Source organism: Flavobacterium foetidum (assembly GCF_004634245.1).
Classification (GTDB): domain Bacteria; phylum Bacteroidota; class Bacteroidia; order Flavobacteriales; family Flavobacteriaceae; genus Flavobacterium; species Flavobacterium foetidum.
In genome coordinates this window covers 73,555-93,476 of record NZ_SJTF01000018.1, presented here as the reverse complement: position 1 = coordinate 93,476, position 19,922 = coordinate 73,555, and the positions used below count along the sequence as shown (strand labels likewise).

The following is a 19,922-nucleotide window of genomic DNA, read 5'->3' as shown; positions in this document are numbered from 1 at the left end:
ACGATTGTCATTTTTTTGCACGCAGATTTTGCAGATTTAAACAGATTTTTTTACTGTCAAATGATTTTCAAAGATTGCGGATTTTGCTTGTGGAGTTTCTTGGAAAGATTTCTCAGTCGTCGAAATGACACAATTTGGTGTAGTTTTCAGTTGGCTCCAGCTTTAGCTGGAGGTTTTGAAGATAATTTAAAAGGCTTTAGCCAAATGAGTAAGTTTGGCTAAAGCCCATTTGGAGACTTGCTTGCGTTTTTCTCCAGCTAAAGCTGGAGGCAATTGATTTTTGATTGTAGATTTAATATGAGAAAGCTTCGACTTGGCTCAGCTTGAAAATGCTGAAAGATTTGATGCGGTATTTTGAAAACGTTTACCCGCGAGAGGGATAGGAGCAAGCTACCGAAGTAGCGCGGATAGCCCGACAGTATTAGGGAAAGTGGGCGAATAAAGACAAAGATTGGTAGCCCACTTTTTCTAATACTGGCTCGCCCTGATTAATTAGATAATAAATTAATCAGTCAATTAGATAATTCTTAGAAGGCGTTAAATAATTATCTAATTTTCAAATTGGCACATTGCCTAATTTTCTCATTTAAGAATTGGGATGTTGAACGTAATTCTTGTTCCTTCGCCTGGGATGGATTTGATGAAAACGCGTCCGTTGATGTATTGGATGCGTTCGTTCATGAATAATAAGCCCATTCCGGATTCGCTGTTGCGTTTTTTGTCGACAGAACTGATGTCGAAACCTTTTCCGTTGTCGTCGACAATGATGCTTAATAATGATTCACTATGCGAAAGCTGGACAATGATGTGTGACGACTCAGCGTATTTGATGGCGTTGTTTATTGCCTCTTGCGTAAGTCTGTAAATATTGATTTCGATTAATGAATCTAAACGCTTGTCAAAATCGGTTTTATTATAGAAAAGGATTTCTTTTCCGGTTAGTTTTGAAAGTTCCTGTGTGAGTTTTGATAAGGACGAAACGATTCCGTGGTCACTTAATTCTGGTGGCATCAGGTTGAAAGTCGCTGTGCGGACTCCTTTTATAATGTCTAACGAAAGTTTCTTTAAATATTCGATTTTTTGTTCGGACTTTTCTCTGTCGTCCAGATTGATGCTTTCTAGACTGAACTTTAGTCCCGTAAGCATTTGACCGATTCCGTCGTGGATTTCTTTTGCGATTCGGTTTTGTTCGTTTTCCTGATTTTCGACGATTTTGCTTGAGATAATCTTTTGTTGATTGATTTTCTCGGTCGTGTTTTCAAGATTCAAACGTTCGACTTCTCGTTGGGCTTTTTTGCGTTCGGTGATGTTGAAACAAACGATTAAAAGCTCGAGTTCGTCTTTTTTTATCATAACGGGAACCATTGACAAATCGAGCCAGATTGTCTGTTCTTCTTTATTTAAAATACTGATTTCTCCTTGCCAGCCGCTGCGCTGTTTTTCGAAAATAAGTCGGTCGAAATTGAGCTGTTCTTTTTCGTCAACAGTTAAAACTTCTGAGAATTTTTTGTTGGATGAAAATTTGGTATAATTAAGCAGTTTGGCAAATTTTTCTCCGATATGAATGATGGAACCGTCTGGAGCAATTCGGCAATACAGCAACGTGTTTTCCATTGCGTAATTGAGCGATTTTAATTCTTTTACGGAGTTTTCTTTTATTTCGCTTAGAATTTCGGTATCGTATGCCAGTTTTAAAGCTTTCTTTTCTGATGATAAAAGTTTGGCAATTAATCTTTCGATTTTTTTGTTGGTTGGTTTGAAAATGAAGAAGAATTCCAGAAGAAGAACTAATAAAGTAAATCCGAAAATCCAGTATTCTATGCGGCGTTGTTCGGTTACTTTTTCGTGTGCTTCAAGGTCGTATTGGGTTACAATCTGATTCATTTTAGAAAGGAAAATCCCTTCGTTTTCTAATATTGTATTGACAAATTTTTGATTTTCGTCTGTTCTTTTTTCTTTTTTCAGATTCAATAAAAATGATTCGGTGGTGTAAGCAATTTTATTGAAAATCGGACTTATCTCGCGATACAGTTTTTGAAGCGTTTCTGATTTTTCTTTTGGAAAAGCTAAGCTGTCATTTCCGTTTTCGAGTGCTTTTTGATTTTTCTTCCAAAGTGCTAAAACGTCTTCTAAATGAGAAATCTGTTGAGCAGAAGCAGTATCAGAAACGTAATGCAGAATCAGAACTTCTTTGACGATTTTTTGGCTCAGCATTCTCTGCCTGCCCGAAAAATTAATGATTTTGGAATCGCTTAACTGCTGATTCAGATTGTATTGAACTAAAAATTGGCTGATAATTATGGTTAAGGCAATAGTGAGAAGCGCAAAAAAATACAGTCGGCGTAAATTTTTGAAAGTGATTTTTTCTGCTTCTTGATTGTTCTTTCTCATATCTTTTTACAATCCCAAAGAAGCTTTTATTAAGTTTAGGTTTTCTTCAGAATAATTGATTTTTAGAGCCTCTTCATGTCCTTTTTCAGACATCTTATCCCAAGTTTTTTTGATGATGTTTTTGAGTTTTTCATCATCATGTTTTTGAACAAAAGGTTCTAAATAGTATTCTAAAAACACCAAACAAATCACGTCTTCTAGCAATTGTGTTTCGGCGTCTTTTTTAAGTAGTTTTTTCTCTATTAAAAAAGAAACTCGGTCAATGAAAGCTTGGTCGTAACCTGCTTTTTCGAGAATCTCGGCAGTAGTTTTGGAGTGGAATTTTTTCAACTCTTCTCGCCACTTTAAATAACCAACACGGTCCATTGGATAGGATTCGCGAGCTACTTTCCAACGACAGATATGCTGCGCTTTTGAAGCAATCTGAATTTCTTCTGAAGCATTTGGCTCAAACTGCATCAGTCTTTCGTACATCCTGTTCGAATACAATAATTCTTTTGGATATTCGGTGTTTTGGTCTAATTCGATGTTAGGATCCTGAGCGTTCTCGGCATCAATCCATTCGCTTGCTTTTTGAAAAGGTGTACTCATTTTTGGTTTGATAATAGATTTCAAAGATACGGAATTATGTTTTGGCGGGTAGATTTTTTTAACACATAGAAACATAGATTTGTTTGTGGTTAAAGGCGTTTCACTTGCATTAATTCACATAGTATTTACGGTAGTTTTGTCATTTCGATGAAGGAGAAATCGCACTAGAAACTCTATATAGAATTTCGCCAATCTTTGCCGACTCCCGAATGTGATTTCTCCTTCGTCGAAATGACAATATTGTGTGAAATCAGTCTACAAAACCAACAAACACTTCGTCTTCTACAATCTTTATCGGATAAGTTGCAATTCTATAATCGTCGCCGTTTAGGTTCGAACCATCTACTAATGAAAAAGTTTTTTTATGCATTGGGCAGGCTATTTTCGGAATATCATCTGTTGAACCTGTCATTCCTCTTGAAAGCACCATTTCTATTTTATGTGGACAAGCGTTTTGGCAGGCATACCATTCGTTTCTTCGTGTGAAATTGAAAATCGCAATTTGCTTGTTTTTGTATTTGATGCAACCGCCTCGGTTGGTTGGAAAATCTTCTACTTTGCCTGCTTTGAACCAAATTGTAGCGTCGCTCGCATGAACTGTTTCGTATTGATTTAAAATTTCTTCCATTTTGATTAAGTTTTGATTTCCTGTTTCTTAGCCCTCTTTTTACAATCAAGAGAGATTTGATGGCGCAGTAAAAAAGAGGGTAAGAAGGACAGCAAACGTTTGTGATTTTTTCTTTTTTTTTGGAGCTAGGTGTTTTGCCACGAAGGCTCAAAGGCGCTAAGTTTTTTTTCTTATGGTTTTATAATTTGACTTTATGACTTTGTGTCTTTGCGGCAAATTTTTTTTAAGACCAGGCTTTTGGCATTTTCTGGTCTCTTAACGGAACAAAAACTGCGTTATCATCTTTTTCGTCTGAATTTATAAAGTGATTGAAACGTTTTAACAATCTTGGTTTTTCTAATACTTGTTTCCATTCGCATTCGAAAGTGTTTACCAAAGTCTGCATTTCGGCTTCTAGCGTTTCGCAGATTCCTAAACTATCTTCGATAATTACTTGTTTCAAATAGTCTAAACCACCATCTAATTTTTCCAACCAGGTTGATGTTCTGATCAGCGGGCCAGCAGTTTGGATGTAATACATTAAAAAACGATCCATGTATTTGATAACGGTTTCTTTGTCGATTTTTTCTGCTAACAAAACCGCGTGTTTTGGGTTGGCTCCACCATTTCCGCAGATGTATAGATTCCATCCGCCTTCAACGGCAATTAATCCAAAATCTTTTCCGCGGGCTTCGGCACATTCGCGAATGCAGGCTGATACACCGCCTTTTAGTTTATGCGGAGAACGGATTCCTTTGTATCTGTTTTCTAGTTCGATAGCAAATCCGGCGCTGTCATCCATTCCGTAACGGCACCAAGCGTTTCCGACACAGCTTTTTACGGCACGAAGTGATTTTCCGTAAGCATGACCGCTTTCAAAACCGTTGTCGATTAAGATTTTCCAGATTTTAGGCAAATCACTCAAATGTGCTCCAAATAAATCGACTCTTTGCGCTCCGGTAATTTTGGTGTATAAATCGAATTGTTTGGCCACTTCGCCAATTACGATAAGTTTTTCGGCCGTGATTTCACCACCTGCAACTCTTGGAACAACTGAATAAGTTCCGTTGCGCTGAATATTAGCCAAAAATCTATCATTTGTATCTTGAGTCGTGACGTGTTTGTTGGCTGTATCATTGTAAATACTGGAGAAGATAGAAGCCACAACAGGTTTGCAGACTTCGCATCCGTCGCCTTTTCCGTGATGATCTAGAACGTCGTAGAAATTCTCGTATTTGTTGATTTTTACCAAATCGAATAATTCCTGACGGGTATAGCTAAAATGTTCACAAATAACTTCTTTAACTTCTTTTCCTAAAGATTTTTGGGTTGCTTTTACCAAATCTGAAACCATTGGTTTACAGCCTCCACAGCCAGAAGTTGCTTTGGTTGCTTTCACAACATCTGAAAGTGAAGCACAGCTTTCGTCTAAAATTTTACAGCAGATAGCGCCTTTCGTAACATTCTCACAAGAACAGATAACGGCTGTATCAGGCAAATCCATTACGCTTCCGAGAGAAGAACCTTCGGAGCCATCACGAGAACCTAAAATCAAATCTTCTGGATTTTTAGGCAATGCCATTTCGTTGATGTAAATCTGGAAAAGAGAATTATAATCGCTGGAATCTCCAACTAAAATTCCGCCTAAAAGTGTTTTAGAATCTTTGGTAACATTGATTCTTTTATAAATGCCGCTTAATTTATTTTCATAAATAATGGCGGTAACATTCTCGTTTTCAATAAACGGGTCGCCAAAACTAGCCACTTCAACACCAATTAATTTCAATTGTGTAGACATATCGATGGTCTCTCTCATGGTTTTAGTACCATTTAAGATTTGTTCAGCGGCTACATCGGCCATTTCGTAGCCTGGAGCCACCAATCCGTAAATGTTTTGGTTGTAAAGTGCAGCTTCTCCAATGGCAAAAATGCTAGGATCTGATGTTCGCATTTGATTGTTTACCACAATTCCGCCTCTTACACCGACTTCAAGTCCAGAAATTCTTGCCAGTTCGTCGCGAGGTTTGATTCCGGCAGAAATCACAAGCATATCAACTTTTAATAATTCGTCGTTGGCGAACATCATTCCCGTTATGCTTTCCTTTCCGTCAATATATTGTGTGGCTTTATTGAGATGAATTCCGATGTTTAATTCTTCGATTTTTGATTGGAGCATATCGCTAGCACCTTGATCTAATTGTCTCGGCATCAAACGAGGTGCAAATTCTACCACATGCGGATTCAATCCTAGGTCTCTAACGGCTTTCGCAGCTTCAAGCCCTAATAAACCTCCACCTAAAACGGCTGCTTCTGTTGCACCTTTTATTTTTATCTTTTTGGCGTAAGCCATAATGGCATCAAGGTCTTCAATAGTTCTGTAGACAAAGACACCTTCTTTTTCTACGCCTTCAATAGGAGGAACAAATGCCGAAGAACCCGTTGCCAAAACTAAGTAGTCGTACGTATGTGTTTTGCCTAAATGCGTATGAATTGTTTTTGAATCACGATTAATATCTGTAATTAACTCAGAGGTGTTGAGAGTAATATTGTTTTCTGCGTACCATTCAGTTGTTGATAATGATAGGTCATCAGCCGTTTTTCCTCCAAAGTACTCGCTTAAGTGAACGCGATCATAAGCTCTTCGTGGTTCTTCTCCAAATACTGTGATTTGATACTTTTCTTGTCCTGATTTTGCAACAAACTTTTCGCAAAATTTATAACCAACCATGCCGTTTCCAACTACTATTACTCTAATCATGATTTCTTTAATTAAGTATTACTACGCAAATATAAGTATTTATACTTATAAAAATACGTAAAATAATTATTTTTTAGACAGTCAGTAAGTTTTGAAGACTAAGTATTTTATCTTAATCTTATACGTAATGCGGGTTTTGACTGTTTTTGTGCTACTTAGTTTTTTTAGAATTTGAAAGGATTCTAAATAAGGGTTTCAAAAAAATGTCGTAAATTCATAAGAATTTTATAGATGTTTTGTAAAATAAAGCACTTTTTAAACTAGAATCTCATGAAAAAAATACTCTCAATATTGTTAATATCATTTTTAATGATAGGCTGTAAGACGACAGCAAACAAAGAATCTAGTGGAACAACTTCAATAAGTTCTACAGAAGAAGATTTAAAATATTATTTTAAAGGAACAGGAAACGAACCGTTTTGGGGAATCAAAATTGGGAATGAGGAAATCGTTTTTACCTCATTAATCCCGGGCAAAGAAAAAATCATTTTTCCAGCAGTTGATGCGACTAGAGCAATGGATGCCACTGTGAAAATGTATCAAGTAACTAATGAAAATGTTTCGGCAACGATTACGATTCAGCAGTTGGATTGCCAAGATTCTATGTCTGGTGCCATATATCCTTATAGCGTAAAAGTCGAAATCAAAAATAATTCGGAATTAGAAGCAAAGAAACTAAGCGGATGCGGAAAATATCTGACCGATTATCGTCTTCATGATATTTGGGTTTTGGAAGAATTAAACGGTTATAAAGTTTTTCAAACGGATTTTCAGAAGGAAATGCCAAGAATTGAAATTAATTCGGCAGAAAATAAGTTTATGGGATATGGCGGATGCAATTCGATAACAGGTCAAATCTTTTTTGAAAAAGATCTGCTGCGTTTTACAAAAGTTGTTTCAACTCTAATGGCTTGTCCCCAAGGAAATAAAGAAGGCGATTTTTTAAAAGCCTTGCAGGCTACAACAACGTATTCTATTGGAAATAATCAATTGACTTTGTCGAATCCTTCAGGTAAATTGGTGGTTTTTAAGAAAGTGGATTAGTTTTTTTTGTCATTTCGACTGAAAGGAGAAATCACATAAGAAATTCCGCAAAGTATGTCGCCAATCTTTGTAGAATCCCGCGTGTGATTTGCTTCGCCTATTCGCTATAGCTCGGGTCTCCTTTCAGTCGAAATGACAAACTTGATGTGAAAAATTATTACTCAAACAATTCCTTAGGTTCTTCATCTTCGGATTCTTCACCTTCAATAAAATCCAATTCCAGAGCTTTCACGCTCTGAACCGCATTTCCGGCAATGCCTCGAATCGAGCCATACATTCCTAAAGTATTATGAACCACTTTTTCAATTTGTTTTTCGCGTTGTTTCCAGATTCGCTGCATGGCTCTTTTTTCAGAATCTAAGTCATTTTGCATTTGCGTGAAACCTTCTACAATTCCTTCAATCTGCAAACGGAATTCGTTGCTGGTTAAAAAATCGTACAACATCGCCATTTTGTCGCCTTTGTTTTCCTGCGCTTGTACAGCCTGATTGATTTGAATTAAAGACTGACGCAAAACCGCACTCAAACCTTTAAATTCTTCGTAAGTACAAATCCAGATTCCGTCACGCATGCCCATTCTCTCCATTCCGTTTGGCATTACTTCGGTAACCAAAACGCCAATGTTGGCTCTTTTGGTTCTGATATCATTTTTAAACTTCTCTATCCAAGAAGGCTGGAAAGCTTTGGTTCTTTTACTTTCATAATAAATAGAACCGCAGTTTTGATGTTCGCGAGTGTTTACAATCTGCAGACAGTCGGCGCCGTTTGCACCTTTTTTAACTTCGTCAATACTGTCAAGAGGGAAGTTGTTGGCCAGCCATTCTTCGATTGCCAATTCCATTACTTCGCCTTGCAATTGCATAGAACCTTGTTCCTGTTTGCGTTTCATTTCTTCGGTCAGCTTTTTTTGTTCTTCTAGCTGTTTCTGAAGTTCTTTAAATTTCAGCTCGTTTTTATCGTCTTCCTGTTTTCTGATTTTTTCACGTTCCAATGCCAATTGAGCGTTTAACTGCTTTTCAGCTTCGGCCTGAATCGCTTCTTTCATTTCCAGTTTTTCGCGTTGCAATTTGGCGATTTCACCTTCCATTTTATTTAGTTCCCTGATTTTTTCAGATTTTTCAGAGAGTTCTTTTTCCATTAAAAGCAATCGGTCTTTGTTTTCTTCTTCAAGTTTGGCTTTTAGTTTTTCTGAGATTTCTTTTTCGGCTGTTTTTTTCTCACGCTCTAAACGCTCTGCAAAAAGTTCGTTTTCCTGTTTCTTTTTAGCTTCAAATTCGGCTTTGGCTTTTTCGAATTGCTCGTTTTTAAGCTCTAATTCACGGTTCTGAATATTGGCTTTTTGTTGAAATTCTTTACGGATACTATCTTCCAACTGATGTTTCAAAACATCATTTACATCGATAGGAGTTCCGCAGTTTGGACACTGAATTGAAGATTGCTCAGCCATTTTATATTGAAATTTTTATTGTAAAATTTGAATTCGCTAAGATATTTAAAAGTTCTCTTTTTGTGATACGGATTTCTGTACTAAATTGTAACGATTTTTTGTTATGGCCGCGAAGGCGCTAAGACGCAAAGTTTTTTTTATGTTATCACATTATCCATACAGTTTGTCATTTCGACGCAGGAGAAATCTCCGCGAGAAGCTCTGCAAAGAGAATCGCCAATCTTTGTCGACAAACTAGTGTGATTTCTCCTTTCAGTCGAAATGACAAACTATATGTAGGCATTTAGTGCAGAAAAACTTTGCGCCTTAGCGCCTTTGTGGCAATAAAAAAGCAACAGCAGATCGTGTAATATCAGAATTATCTTCTCTTGAAGTAATAATCGAAACATCGGTTTTTAAATTCACTTTTTTCAATTCAATAAAACCAATCTCAGGATCTTGATTGTTTTTGGAAATGTTTGAAGGAACAATCGAAATTCCCAATCCGTTTTTGACTAATTGTACGATGGAGTTGATATTGTTCGCTTCATGAATAATCTTAGGCGTAAAGCCATAAAAAGCGCACAATTCCAATAAAACTTCATGATAATGCGGTGCGTAGTCTTTGTTGAAGAAAACAAACGTTTCGTCTTTCAGTTTTAAAATCTCGTTTTCCGATTTTATCTGAACGTTTTTTTTATTGTAAACCAATGAAAATCCATCCTTAAACCATAAATGTGATTTTATTTTTGGAGAATGAATAGGCGACCTGATGATACCCATTTCGATTTTTCCTTGTTCCAAAGCATCAATTTGCTTGGTAGTGGATATTTCGAAAAGCTTAAAATTTACGTAGGGAAACTGCGCTCTAAGATGTTTGATTAAATCTGAAATGACAGCAGAATAAATCGAGCTGATGTAAGCAATTCTGAATTCGCCCGAAACATTTTCTCCTATCTTTTTTGTTTTTAATGAAATGCGTTCGAGATTCAGAAAAAGGTTTTTTACTTCTTTTTCGAAATATTTTCCAGCTTCGGTCAATTCGACTTTTTTATTATTTCTAATGAAAAGCTTTGCCTGGAGTTCTTCTTCTAATTCTGCAATTTGCCGACTTAATGGCGGTTGCGAAATAAAGAGTTTTTCTGAGGCTTTGGTAAAATTCAATTCTTCGGCTACAGCCAAAAAATATTTTAAGTGACGTAATTCCATGATACTTTTAAAGTATTATTAATTGATAAAAATAGTATTTTTAAAGTATTTATGAAAGAGGTAGTTTTGGTTTTAGTAGTTAAGAGTTAAATGTTATGAGTTAAGCGTGAAAGAAATGACACATAACTCTTAACTAATAACCTCTAACTTTAAAAGAAAAACAATTCTCTCGCAGATTTAGCAGATAGGGCAGATTATTAATTAATTTTATTAAAATCATTCTTAATCACAAATATTCCGATCATATAATAGCAAAAAGATCCCCTAAATCTGCTGAACCTGCGAGAGTTTAAAAAAAAACAAAAGACTATGAAAAAATCAACTATTCAAGAAATCAAAGAACGATTCGACAATGATGTCGAACGGTTTTCAAATTTAGAAACGGGACAAGTCGCCACAATTGATGCCACTATTTCTTTAGAGTTAATTACCGAAGCTTCTAAACGAATTGTTCCTAATGCTAAAAACGTGTTGGACATAGGTTGTGGAGCTGGAAATTACACTTTGATGATGTTGTCTAAAGTGCCAAACTTAAATTGCACTTTGGTCGATTTGAGTTTGCCGATGTTAGACAGAGCTTTTGAAAGAGTTTCAGCAGAAACCAATGGAAAAGTCGAAATCAAACAAGGTGATATTCGGGAAGTAGATTTAGCAGAGAACAGTTTTGATATTATTTTGGCTGGTGCAGTTTTGCATCATTTGAGAGATGATCAGGATTGGGAAACTACTTTTACAAAGTTGTTTAAATTATTGAAACCAGGAGGCTGTTTAATGATTTCGGACTTAATTACGCAAGACACAGAATTGCTAAATGAATATACTTGGCAACGTTACGGCGAATATTTGGAAGGAATAGGAGGGGCAGAGTATCGTCAGAAAGTTTTGGATTATATCGAAAAAGAAGATTCGCCTAGATCTATGAATTACCAATTGGATTTGATGAAAAAAGTAGGTTTCTCAAAAGTTGAAATTTTGCATAAGAATATGTGTTTTGGGGCTTTTGGCGGAATTAAGTAAAGGTTTTTTTATAGCCACGACCCGAGCGGTAGCGAACTGGCGAAGCAATTACACGGATTTTCACGAATTAATTTTTTCTCAGCGAATAAAAATTTGTGGAAATTCGTGTAATTTGTGGCAAACAAACAATTATGCGATTTGTTTAGGAGCTGGGAATTTAGTTCTTAAATCAAAAACTAATTCTGATGGACCATTTTTTTGGAGGTAGTCTAATTTTTCAACGGCTTCTTCCATGGTTGGGATTTGTCCTGCGGGAATCCACCACATGGCGGTATGGGCTTTTCCGAATTTTTGAAACCATTCTTTTCGGCGTCTAAGAAATTCGCTGTGAAAAGTTTTGTACATATAATGTTCCAATGTTTCGATGCTTTCCCAAACCGATACATTAATGATGATTTGCTCATCATTATACGGATTCAGACTTGTAGCATTGTAACCGTCGTTATCGTCTTTTAGTCTCCAGACAAAACCTTCGCTTTCTTCCGCTAATTTATTTACAGTGTCTAGATTGTCTACAAATTCTTTCATGATCGGATCGTTGATGTCGACTCCTTTCATTTTGGCAATATTGATTTCGGCAAGATGGTATTTGCTCATAAAATATATGTTTCTGAATTTTAGGCAATTTAGCTTTTTTCTGAATAATTTTTTAGCCACGAATTACACAAATTTCCACTAATTTTTATTCTAAGAGAAAAAAAGAAATTTGTGAGAATTTGTGCAATTTGTGGCTAACTAAGCTTATAAAATCTGAGCTGTTTTGTAAACTTGAATTGGGCTTGAAACCAGCGTTTCTGTTTTTTTGATGAATTCTTGTAAATACGACTGATTGTTATGTAAGTCTAATCCTGGTTGGTCTTTCCATTCTTCCCAAAGAATAAAAACATTTTCTGAAGTGTGTAAATCGTAACGAATACATGCGGCTTCTTTTCTAGTTTCTGATACTAAATGTGTAAGCATATTTTGAACTTCAATTAAATGCTCTGGTTTACTTTTTAAAATTGCTGTAATTGAAATCATATTATAAGTTTTTAAAAGTTTGCTCTAAGTGCTTGGTGTAATTTTCTTTAAAGATAATTATATTTTCTGGTGTAGCACCTTTTTCTACGTCATGGAAATGAAAACCGTCCAGTTTTTCCATTCCGGTGAATTTGTTCATTTTGTGGAAACCAAACATTACGCCGTCATCAACAGAAGTTTCTTCGAAGAATTCTCCAGGAAGTGTAAAAGCAGTTGCAGGAGCATTCCAGCTTGTGGTAAGCATGTATTTGCGTCCATGTAAAAGTCCGCCAGTTCCGTAGTTGATGTCTGGATTTACACGGCTTCTTCCGTCGCTTTTGTAGATTCCGTTGTTGTGTCCTGCTGTGAAAACATCGTCGATGTATTTTTTGAAAAGGTTTGGCAATTGAAACCACCAAACTGGTGTATGGTAAATGATTACATCTGCCCAAACAAATTTTTCTACTTCGGCATCAAGATCAATATTGTCTTCTACGTGAGTTGTTTTTATTTCGTATTCGTTGTTTTTGGAAAGAAATTCGGTTGTCCAGTCCTGAACTGTTTTGTTGAATTTCCCGCCTGAATGCGCGAATTTTTGTCCGCCATTGATTATAAATATCTTTTTCATTTTTATTGTTGGGTTTATGAGCGTCTTTGTATTGAAATTAAAGGCGCATTTTTTCTTTATTTTTTTAGTCTCGCAAAGACGCAGAGTCGCAAAGGTTTTATTTGTCTAAATTGAGATATGACTCTTTCTTTTGAAAACGGATGTGTGAGGGATTGAGGCGGTATCCTTTTGTGAAATGAAATGGACCAAAAGATATAGCCGAAAACCCGACCCGGAGGGGCACACCCAAATTATTTTAATTGTTGAGATTTTTTTAAACACATAGAAGCATAGATTTTTCTTTCTTGTAAGGGAATTGAAAGAAACTAGTTTCTAACACATAGCTCTCAAAGTTTGTCATTTCGAGGAACGAGAAATCACACTAGGGATTCGACAAAGATTGGCGATATATATTGTAGAGTTTCTGGTGTGATTTCTCCTTTCAGTCGAAATGACAAATTATGCTTATTATGTTCCTATTTGATTAAAAGAGAATTAGTCTAGCTTAGAAAGCGCTTCATTAATAAAAGTAAGTTCTGAAGCTGCTAAATCGAAATCAATTGCTTTGGCGTTTGAGATGGCTTGTTCTGCATTTCTTGCTCCAGCCAATACAATTGCGATTCCTTTTTGTAATGTTGTCCAGCGCAATACCAATTGTGCGATAGAAATATGTTTGTCGTTTGCCAGTGAACTTAGTTCTTCGATTAAAGTTTTTACTTTCTGTAAATCGAATTTTCCGAAATAACCGTTGCGGTGGTCGTTTTCTTTTAATTTACTGTCGGTGAAATATTTTCCTGTCAATAAACCTCTTTCCATCGGACTGTAAGCGATGATGCCGATGTTTTCTGCAATGGTAAACGGAAGCAAGTCTTTCTCAATACTTCTGTTTAACATGCTGTACGTTACTTGATCAGAAGCAATCGGAACCGTTTTTTGAGCTTCTTTGATTTGTTCAATATTATAATTACTTACTCCAAAAGCTTTGATTTTTCCTTGTTGGATTAAGGTTTCAACGGCTTCCATAGTTTCCGAAATTGGCGTTGTGCTGTCTGGCCAGTGAATTTGCAACAAATCGATATAATCGGTTTGAAGACGTTTTAAGCTTTCTTCGATTTCTTTGATTACGTTTGCTTTTGATGCATATTTATAAATCGGAACTTTTTTGCCATTGTCGTCAACATCAAAAAAGTAATCGCCTTTTCCGTTGTTGCTTCCGTCCCAAACCAAACCGAATTTAGTCAATAACTGAATTTTAGAGCGATCGTAAGGTTTTATGGCTTCGCCAATCATTTCTTCGCTTAAACCAAATCCGTAAAAAGGAGCAGTGTCGATTGTGGTAACGCCGTGGTCGATTGAAGCCTGAACTGACTCGATTGAATCTTTCTTTTCTGTTCCGCCCCACATGGTTCCGCCAATAGCAAATGCACCGTATGTAATAGCTGATAATTCTAATTCTGAGTTGCCTAATTTTCTATATTCCATGATTGTGATTTTTATGTTTAAAATTAACGAAGCAAAATTATACTGTTTTTAAGATTATTATTTGGTATATTTTTGTCTTTTTTAGGTATATTTGCACCTTCCTAATAATTTGAATTATGAAAAAAGAAAACTTATACGAGCCTTTTACGGTTTCTTTTGAAACGCTTAGTGAGTATCCAGACGTAGGAGACCGCCATAATTTTTTCGAACTGGTTTATATTTTAGAAGGGACGGGGAGACAATGCATCAATAAGAACATTTTTGAATACGATCCAGGACATTTGTTTTTATTAACACCAGAAGATTGCCATAATTTTACCATTGAAACCGAAACAAAGTTTTTCTTTTTGAGGTTTAATGATATTTATTTGAAAAACTCAAGTTTGCAGAACGAAAACATTCAGCGGTTGGAATATATTCTTCAAAATGCGAATCATCAGCCGGGCTGTATTCTGAAAAATGATCCGGATAAATGTCTGGTAAAAGTGATGATTGAAGCAATTTGCCGAGAACATCAGGATAAAGATGTTTACAATCAGGAATTGATTCAGCAATTGGTCAATACGCTGATTATAATTGTGGCGCGAAATATTGCGAAATATCTGCCTGAGCAAGTGACCATAAATACAGAAGCTAAAGCAATGGATATTCTGCAATACATTCAGAATAATATTTACTATCCTGAAAAGATTAAAGCGGAATCGATTAGCGATTATTTCGGAATTTCGAATACGTATTTAGGTCGTTATTTTAAAAAGCACGCCAGTGAGACGATGCAGCAATATATCAGTAATTACAAAACAAAACTGATTGAACATCGTTTGCAATTCAGCGATAAACGAATTAACGAAATTGCGTATGAATTTGGCTTCACGGATGAAAGCCATTTTAATAAATTTTTTAGAAAACAAAAAGGCTATAGCCCGTCTGAGTTTAGAAAGACGATTCGGTTGAGTGCTTGATTTTGGGTTTGCCGCAAATTTCTCGAATTTGCACTAATTTTTTTGCCACAGATTAAGTGGATTAAAAATGATTTTTTTGCTTATTAATTTTCTCTCGCAGATTGGGCAGATTGGACGGATTATTTTTGCCACAGATTATGAGGGTCAAATAGATTCTTTTTTTTCACGCAGATTTCAAATGATTTTAGCAGATTTAAAAAGATTTCAAAATAAATCAGCTTAATCTGCTCAATCTGCGAGAGAAAAAAAATAAAAAATCCGTGTAAATCTGCGTTTTCGCATAGCGAATCAGTTTTATCCTTGTCCTTTTAATTCTCTTTACCAACAATAAAATCAAAATGCTCGGTTTTGCCTGCTTTTAAATTATTGATTTCATTCTGAATTAATTCTTCTAAAGAATCTGCAACGATGTTTCTTTCCCAAGATTCATTCTGAAGTTCTATGATTTGTCCAAATTTTCCTTTTTCGGCTGGATCGGTGTCATAAAGTAAATAATCTCCATTTCTTCCCGTAGCAAAAGGAATCCATTTTGGATTTGCGTAATTGTCTGTATTGATTTTTTCGAAGTCAATTTCCTGTTCTGGTAAATCGTCTTCATCAAATTGTAGATCTTGAATTGAATTCCATTCCTCGGCAATATCTTGAAACGGAATAAGTTCATACGGCCAATTATTGATTAAAATCTGAAAAGCAGAAGTGACTGCATCGTAGTCTACATTTTGAACTTTGTAGAAATTTACTAATGCAGGCGGTATTTTAATGCCTTCTTCTAATTCTGAATGTTGGTTAATATCTTCTGTAGAAATGCCGTCTGTTAGATTGTAGTAATCATTGTTGGTGCTGACAATTTTATTGATTTCAGAAATCCATTCCTGCCATAAAGGTCTATATGCTTCAAATTCTGGGTCAATTGTTGCCGAAACCTTTTTTGGCTTTTCTTCTTTTTCGTATGCAGAAATGCTGATGCTGGTAATTTTTCCGTCTTCCTTGTCAAACCAAACACTGATTCCGTTTAGGATGAAAGCGCCGCTTCGGTCTCCTTTAAAAAGTTTTACAAGCTGGCTTTTATTGTTTTCGTAATATTGAAATAATTCCTGTCCGTCAAAAATAAATTCGCCTGTAAAAATGCTTTTTGCACAAAAATCGTAATCACGAAGTTCTAATTCAATTCCCATACTTTCGGCTTGGTCTCCTTCTTTAGAAAAAGCCATAATCCCTGCATCATCCCAAGTATAAATATGGTTGTATTTTTTTTTGCTGTACCTGTAGTCTCCTAAAGCTTGTTTTAAAACCGTAATATCAATTGGGAATTCGATGTTTACATTGTTGATCTGAAAGCCTGTATTGGATAATTCAAGTTTTGTCATTTTTGCTTTTTTAGAGTTAGATAATTTTCTTGATTACGCGAAGTTTATGAGTGTGCCTGTTTAATTCAGGATTGTAGATTCCGGTATGGTCCAAACGGTCAATACGAACTTTTCCACTTGCGTGAATGATGTAATTGTTGTCCATTATAATGCCCACGTGCGTAATGTTTCCCTCTTCGTTGTCAAAGAAGGCCAGATCGCCAGGTTCGCATTCTTCAATAAAGCTTAAAGGGTCGCCTTCAAGCGCCTGTTGCGACGCATCACGGTGAATTTTGTACCCGTTTAGTTTGTAAACCATTTGGGTAAAACCGGAGCAATCTATGCCGAAAGGTGTTTTTCCGCCCCATAAATACGGAGCATTCAAATACATAAAAGCGGTTTTAATCAACGCACTTTTTGGTTTTATACCGCTGGTTTTGGTTCCTTCGAAATCAAAGTTTGAAATATTTATTTCGTTATTATTTAAGAAGGATAAAGATGCTCCAAGCGGAATCGGGAGCAATAAGTTATTCGGTGCCGTGATGTAATCAATCAAATCGGCATTTAGAATAATGGCCTCTTTGCTTAACAGATCAAATTGCTCTTTGGTAATTTCCTGATATTGCTTAGAGTCAACCCAGCCTTCGTAATCATCAAATTGAATCCTGATTCGCGCCCATTGATTTTGGCGTTCTAAAATTTCGATATGCTCGCCAAACAAAAGCTGGGTAACGATTTCGCTTCTATCGCTGGCTTCGGCACGAACGGGTACTATGGCTAAATTGCAAATTCCAAACATCTAAGGAAATTTATAAGTTGAAAATCAGGAGCTAATTTTATAACTCCTGATTTTTTAGGATATTGTGTTAAGCTCTTTCGATAACAATTGCAGATGCTCCGCCGCCGCCGTTGCAGATTGCTGCAGCTCCGGTTTTTGCATTGTTTTGTTCTAAAACATTCAGTAAAGTTACGATGATACGCGCTCCAGAAGCTCCTAGAGGATGTCCTAGCGAAACAGCGCCACCGTTAACGTTTACTTTATCGTTATCAAGGTTTAATATTTTTGAATTGGCCAATCCCACAACAGAGAAAGCTTCATTGAATTCGAAGAAATCAACATCTGAAATTGAAATTCCCGCTTTGTCTAACGCCTTTGGTAATGCTTTTGCAGGACTTGTGGTAAACCATTTTGGCTCTTGCGCAGCATCTGCATAACCTTTTATGTATGCTAAAGGTTTTAATCCTAATGCATTTGCTTTTTCTTCAGACATCAAAACCAAAGCAGCAGCTCCGTCATTGATTGTAGAAGCGTTTGCTGCCGTCACAGTTCCGTCTTTTGTAAAAACAGCGCTTAACGAAGGAATTTTATCTAATTTCACATTTGTGTATTCTTCATCTTTAGAAAAGATAATGGGTTCGCCGCGTCTTTGAGGGATTTCAACAGGAACAACTTCATTGTCGAATTTTCCAGCATCCCAAGCTTTTGCGCTTCTTTCGTAAGATTGAATTGCAAATGCATCTTGCTCTTCACGGCTTATTTTGTATTCAGTTGCACACAAATCAGCGCAAACTCCCATTGCGTTGTTGTCGTAAGCATCTGTTAAACCGTCTTTTTGCATTCCGTCAAGCAAAGTTGCTGGACCAAATTTGTTTCCGGCACGCATTTGTACGTAATGAGGAATCAAACTCATGCTTTCCATTCCTCCCGCTACAACGATTTCAGCATCTCCGCAGGCGATTGCCTGAGCGGCAAACATAACGGCTTTCATTCCAGAAGCACAAACTTTGTTTACTGTTGTTGCAGCAACTTCTTCAGACAAACCAGCAAAAAGTGCTGCTTGACGAGCTGGTGCTTGTCCAACTCCGGCCTGAATTACATTACCCATGAAAACTTCATCGACTAATTTTGGGTCAAGGTTAATTTTTTCAAGCGCTCCTTTTATGGCAGCAGCTCCTAATTTTGGTGCGGGTACCGTAGATAACCCTCCCATGAAACTTCCGATAGGTGTTCTAACGGCAGAAACGATAACAACTCTTTTGCTCATGTTCTGTTTAATAATAGTTAGTAAGCAAATTTACTGTTTATTTGAATAATTTCAAATTTTGTGTCTGCTGGGCTGAATTTTAAATTTAAGGTGAATTTTTTGTTAATTCTATTCGTTTGATTGTGAAGTGTTTTAAAAAAAAGATTCAAAAAAAATAAAAAAAAGCGTAAAAAAGCTTGTGAGATATGGAATGTTGTTCTACATTTGCACTCGCAAAACGGGAAGCAATTCCTTGAGCAAGGAGAGGTGCCAGAGCGGTAATGGAGCAGATTGCTAATCTGTCGACGGGTAACCGTCGCCAGGGTTCGAGTCCCTGTCTCTCCGCTTAAATTTTGCCTCGGGGTGTAGCGTAGCCCGGTTATCGCGCCTGCTTTGGGAGCAGGAGGCCGCAGGTTCGAATCCTGCCACCCCGACACTTTGAAATAATGGACGCATAGCTCAGCTGGATAGAGCACCTGCCTTCTAAGCAGGCGGTCGAAGGTTCGAATCCTTCTGCGTTCACAAAAAGCCACTCCAATCGAGTGGCTTTTTTGTTTGCTGCAATCTAGCTCAGTTTTATGGATGATTTTGATAAAGTTGTTATTTAATTGATTTTAGAATTGTATTTTTATAATCAACTTTTCTAATACCACAAATCAATGGAATCTCTTATATTAAAATATAAAAGTTTAGGAATTACTGATGTATTGCATTACGAGAAATTCAATTTGATTTCGATTAGTCACCATTCTACAAAAATTGAAGGATCGACTCTAACGGAACTGGAAACCCAAATCCTTTTAGACGATGGTCTAACTCCCAAAGGAAAACCTCTGAATGATACTTTAATGGTTACTGATCATTTTAGAGCACTTCATTTTATAATTGACAAAGCAAACAATAAAACACCTGTTTCTGTTGAACTGATTAAGGAAATTAATTCTTCTGTAATGAAAAGTACAGGAGGTGTGTACAATACAATTTTTGGAGAAATAGATGCCAGTAAAGGAATGTTTAGAAAGGGAAATGTTTCTGCAGGTGTTTCTTATTTCCCAAATTTTGATAAAGTTGAAAGATTAACTAATGAGCTGGTTAAATTTATAAGTGAAAAAATGAATGATGATTTGACAATTGATGAAAAATTGTATTTATCATTTGATGCACATTTTAATCTTGTAAGCATTCATCCTTTTTATGATGGTAACGGAAGAACTTCAAGATTATTGATGAATTATATACAAGCATTTTATGGTCTTCCGTTGGCAATTGTTAATAGTGAAGACAAACAAGAATATATTCAAGCACTAATTGATACAAGAAACGAAGATAATATTGACATCTTTAGAAATTTTATGAAAGACCAATACGAAAAATATCTTTTAACTGAAATGAGGAAATTTGAAGATGGATTTTCATCTAAAGGAAATAAAGGATTTAGTTTTCTTTTTTAATCTAATTC

18 protein-coding genes and 3 tRNA genes are annotated in these 19,922 nt (G+C 36.2%); 8 read left to right on the top strand and 13 right to left on the bottom strand.

Annotation, left to right across the window (positions count from 1 at the left end; translation table 11 throughout):
• Positions 1-222, top strand: a 222-nt coding sequence (locus tag E0W73_RS21520) for a hypothetical protein (RefSeq protein WP_208730553.1), incomplete at its 5' end; no start/stop codon positions are given.
• 360 nt (positions 223-582) lie between these two features.
• On the opposite strand, the gene E0W73_RS19635 is transcribed toward E0W73_RS21520, so the two are convergent.
• From E0W73_RS19635 to nirB, 4 genes are all read right to left on the bottom strand, one after another.
• Positions 583-2,391: a sensor histidine kinase gene (locus tag E0W73_RS19635; protein ID WP_135223740.1), complete on the bottom strand. Its 1,809-nt coding sequence runs from the start codon at positions 2,389-2,391 to the stop codon at positions 583-585.
• A gap of 6 nt (positions 2,392-2,397) precedes the next feature.
• Complete coding sequence (locus E0W73_RS19630; protein WP_135223739.1) at positions 2,398-2,982, bottom strand: DUF4202 domain-containing protein; 585 nt, start codon at positions 2,980-2,982, stop codon at positions 2,398-2,400.
• A 250-nt stretch (positions 2,983-3,232) separates the two neighbouring features.
• Positions 3,233-3,610 carry a nitrite reductase small subunit NirD gene (gene nirD, locus E0W73_RS19625; RefSeq protein ID WP_135223738.1) on the bottom strand — a complete coding sequence of 126 codons (378 nt, stop codon included), beginning with the start codon at positions 3,608-3,610 and terminating at the stop codon, positions 3,233-3,235.
• A gap of 223 nt (positions 3,611-3,833) precedes the next feature.
• The gene (gene nirB, locus E0W73_RS19620) at positions 3,834-6,347 is read right to left on the bottom strand and encodes a nitrite reductase large subunit NirB (RefSeq protein WP_135223737.1); all 2,514 of its coding nucleotides are present in this window, start codon (positions 6,345-6,347) and stop codon (positions 3,834-3,836) included.
• Between the two features lie 270 nt (positions 6,348-6,617).
• Here nirB and E0W73_RS19615 point away from each other — a divergent pair, with 270 nt between their 5' ends.
• On the top strand, positions 6,618-7,391 hold the full coding sequence (locus tag E0W73_RS19615; RefSeq protein WP_135223736.1) for an META domain-containing protein: 774 nt from the start codon (positions 6,618-6,620) through the stop codon (positions 7,389-7,391).
• A 157-nt stretch (positions 7,392-7,548) separates the two neighbouring features.
• Here the strand turns inward: E0W73_RS19615 and E0W73_RS19610 are convergent, their stop codons facing one another.
• On the bottom strand, positions 7,549-8,838 hold the full coding sequence (locus tag E0W73_RS19610) for a DUF2130 domain-containing protein (protein WP_135223735.1): 1,290 nt from the start codon (positions 8,836-8,838) through the stop codon (positions 7,549-7,551).
• 306 nt (positions 8,839-9,144) lie between these two features.
• A complete protein-coding gene (locus tag E0W73_RS19605) occupies positions 9,145-10,026 on the bottom strand; it encodes a LysR family transcriptional regulator (protein ID WP_135223734.1) in 882 nt (293 codons plus the stop codon).
• Between the two features lie 309 nt (positions 10,027-10,335).
• On the opposite strand from E0W73_RS19605, the gene E0W73_RS19600 reads away from it, so the two are divergent.
• Positions 10,336-11,043, top strand: coding sequence for a class I SAM-dependent methyltransferase (locus tag E0W73_RS19600; protein WP_135223733.1), 708 nt, complete (start codon positions 10,336-10,338; stop codon positions 11,041-11,043).
• A 129-nt stretch (positions 11,044-11,172) separates the two neighbouring features.
• Here the strand turns inward: E0W73_RS19600 and E0W73_RS19595 are convergent, their stop codons facing one another.
• From E0W73_RS19595 to E0W73_RS19580, 4 genes are all read right to left on the bottom strand, one after another.
• The gene (locus E0W73_RS19595; RefSeq protein WP_135223732.1) at positions 11,173-11,640 is read right to left on the bottom strand and encodes a DUF3291 domain-containing protein; all 468 of its coding nucleotides are present in this window, start codon (positions 11,638-11,640) and stop codon (positions 11,173-11,175) included.
• A 144-nt stretch (positions 11,641-11,784) separates the two neighbouring features.
• Entirely contained in the window at positions 11,785-12,063 is a 279-nt protein-coding gene (locus tag E0W73_RS19590; protein ID WP_135223731.1) for a putative quinol monooxygenase, read from the bottom strand.
• Position 12,064: 1 nt separating this feature from the next.
• Positions 12,065-12,670 (bottom strand): NAD(P)H-dependent oxidoreductase, encoded by a 606-nt coding sequence (locus E0W73_RS19585; protein WP_135223730.1) that lies wholly within the window; start codon positions 12,668-12,670, stop codon positions 12,065-12,067.
• 474 nt (positions 12,671-13,144) lie between these two features.
• Positions 13,145-14,131, bottom strand: a complete 987-nt coding sequence (locus E0W73_RS19580; protein ID WP_135223729.1) for an aldo/keto reductase — start codon at positions 14,129-14,131, stop codon at positions 13,145-13,147.
• Between the two features lie 116 nt (positions 14,132-14,247).
• On the opposite strand from E0W73_RS19580, the gene E0W73_RS19575 reads away from it, so the two are divergent.
• A complete protein-coding gene (locus E0W73_RS19575) occupies positions 14,248-15,093 on the top strand; it encodes an AraC family transcriptional regulator (protein WP_135223728.1) in 846 nt (281 codons plus the stop codon).
• Positions 15,094-15,401: 308 nt separating this feature from the next.
• Here the strand turns inward: E0W73_RS19575 and E0W73_RS19570 are convergent, their stop codons facing one another.
• The 3 genes from E0W73_RS19570 to E0W73_RS19560 all read right to left on the bottom strand — a co-directional run bounded on the left by E0W73_RS19570 (position 15,402) and on the right by E0W73_RS19560 (position 18,484).
• Complete coding sequence (locus E0W73_RS19570) at positions 15,402-16,460, bottom strand: SMI1/KNR4 family protein (protein ID WP_135223727.1); 1,059 nt, start codon at positions 16,458-16,460, stop codon at positions 15,402-15,404.
• 16 nt (positions 16,461-16,476) lie between these two features.
• A complete protein-coding gene (locus tag E0W73_RS19565) occupies positions 16,477-17,238 on the bottom strand; it encodes a C40 family peptidase (protein WP_135223726.1) in 762 nt (253 codons plus the stop codon).
• 67 nt (positions 17,239-17,305) lie between these two features.
• Positions 17,306-18,484, bottom strand: a complete 1,179-nt coding sequence (locus E0W73_RS19560) for an acetyl-CoA C-acyltransferase (protein ID WP_135223725.1) — start codon at positions 18,482-18,484, stop codon at positions 17,306-17,308.
• 240 nt (positions 18,485-18,724) lie between these two features.
• On the opposite strand from E0W73_RS19560, the gene E0W73_RS19555 reads away from it, so the two are divergent.
• The 4 genes from E0W73_RS19555 to E0W73_RS19540 all read left to right on the top strand — a co-directional run bounded on the left by E0W73_RS19555 (position 18,725) and on the right by E0W73_RS19540 (position 19,914).
• Positions 18,725-18,808 (top strand) — tRNA-Ser (locus tag E0W73_RS19555).
• Between the two features lie 14 nt (positions 18,809-18,822).
• A tRNA-Pro gene (locus E0W73_RS19550) sits at positions 18,823-18,897 on the top strand.
• A gap of 14 nt (positions 18,898-18,911) precedes the next feature.
• Positions 18,912-18,985 (top strand) — tRNA-Arg (locus E0W73_RS19545).
• A 137-nt stretch (positions 18,986-19,122) separates the two neighbouring features.
• Entirely contained in the window at positions 19,123-19,914 is a 792-nt protein-coding gene (locus E0W73_RS19540; RefSeq protein ID WP_135223724.1) for a Fic family protein, read from the top strand.
• The last annotated feature ends 8 nt before the right edge of the window (positions 19,915-19,922 follow it).

What these genes read in the sequence shown, in the direction of transcription:
- E0W73_RS19590 (WP_135223731.1), bottom strand. Translation starts at nt 12,063, where the DNA reads ATGATTTCAATTACAGCAATTTTAAAAAGTAAACCAGAGCATTTAATT.
- E0W73_RS19600 (WP_135223733.1), top strand. Translation starts at nt 10,336, where the DNA reads ATGAAAAAATCAACTATTCAAGAAATCAAAGAACGATTCGACAATGAT.
- E0W73_RS19610 (WP_135223735.1), bottom strand. Translation starts at nt 8,838, where the DNA reads ATGGCTGAGCAATCTTCAATTCAGTGTCCAAACTGCGGAACTCCTATC.
- E0W73_RS19630 (WP_135223739.1), bottom strand. Translation starts at nt 2,982, where the DNA reads ATGAGTACACCTTTTCAAAAAGCAAGCGAATGGATTGATGCCGAGAAC.
- E0W73_RS19560 (WP_135223725.1), bottom strand. Translation starts at nt 18,484, where the DNA reads ATGAGCAAAAGAGTTGTTATCGTTTCTGCCGTTAGAACACCTATCGGA.
- E0W73_RS19615 (WP_135223736.1), top strand. Translation starts at nt 6,618, where the DNA reads ATGAAAAAAATACTCTCAATATTGTTAATATCATTTTTAATGATAGGC.
- E0W73_RS19570 (WP_135223727.1), bottom strand. Translation starts at nt 16,460, where the DNA reads ATGACAAAACTTGAATTATCCAATACAGGCTTTCAGATCAACAATGTA.
- E0W73_RS19565 (WP_135223726.1), bottom strand. Translation starts at nt 17,238, where the DNA reads ATGTTTGGAATTTGCAATTTAGCCATAGTACCCGTTCGTGCCGAAGCC.
- E0W73_RS19605 (WP_135223734.1), bottom strand. Translation starts at nt 10,026, where the DNA reads ATGGAATTACGTCACTTAAAATATTTTTTGGCTGTAGCCGAAGAATTG.
- nirB (WP_135223737.1), bottom strand. Translation starts at nt 6,347, where the DNA reads ATGATTAGAGTAATAGTAGTTGGAAACGGCATGGTTGGTTATAAATTT.
- E0W73_RS19575 (WP_135223728.1), top strand. Translation starts at nt 14,248, where the DNA reads ATGAAAAAAGAAAACTTATACGAGCCTTTTACGGTTTCTTTTGAAACG.
- E0W73_RS19540 (WP_135223724.1), top strand. Translation starts at nt 19,123, where the DNA reads ATGGAATCTCTTATATTAAAATATAAAAGTTTAGGAATTACTGATGTA.
- E0W73_RS19635 (WP_135223740.1), bottom strand. Translation starts at nt 2,391, where the DNA reads ATGAGAAAGAACAATCAAGAAGCAGAAAAAATCACTTTCAAAAATTTA.
- E0W73_RS19580 (WP_135223729.1), bottom strand. Translation starts at nt 14,131, where the DNA reads ATGGAATATAGAAAATTAGGCAACTCAGAATTAGAATTATCAGCTATT.
- E0W73_RS19585 (WP_135223730.1), bottom strand. Translation starts at nt 12,670, where the DNA reads ATGAAAAAGATATTTATAATCAATGGCGGACAAAAATTCGCGCATTCA.
- nirD (WP_135223738.1), bottom strand. Translation starts at nt 3,610, where the DNA reads ATGGAAGAAATTTTAAATCAATACGAAACAGTTCATGCGAGCGACGCT.
- E0W73_RS19595 (WP_135223732.1), bottom strand. Translation starts at nt 11,640, where the DNA reads ATGAGCAAATACCATCTTGCCGAAATCAATATTGCCAAAATGAAAGGA.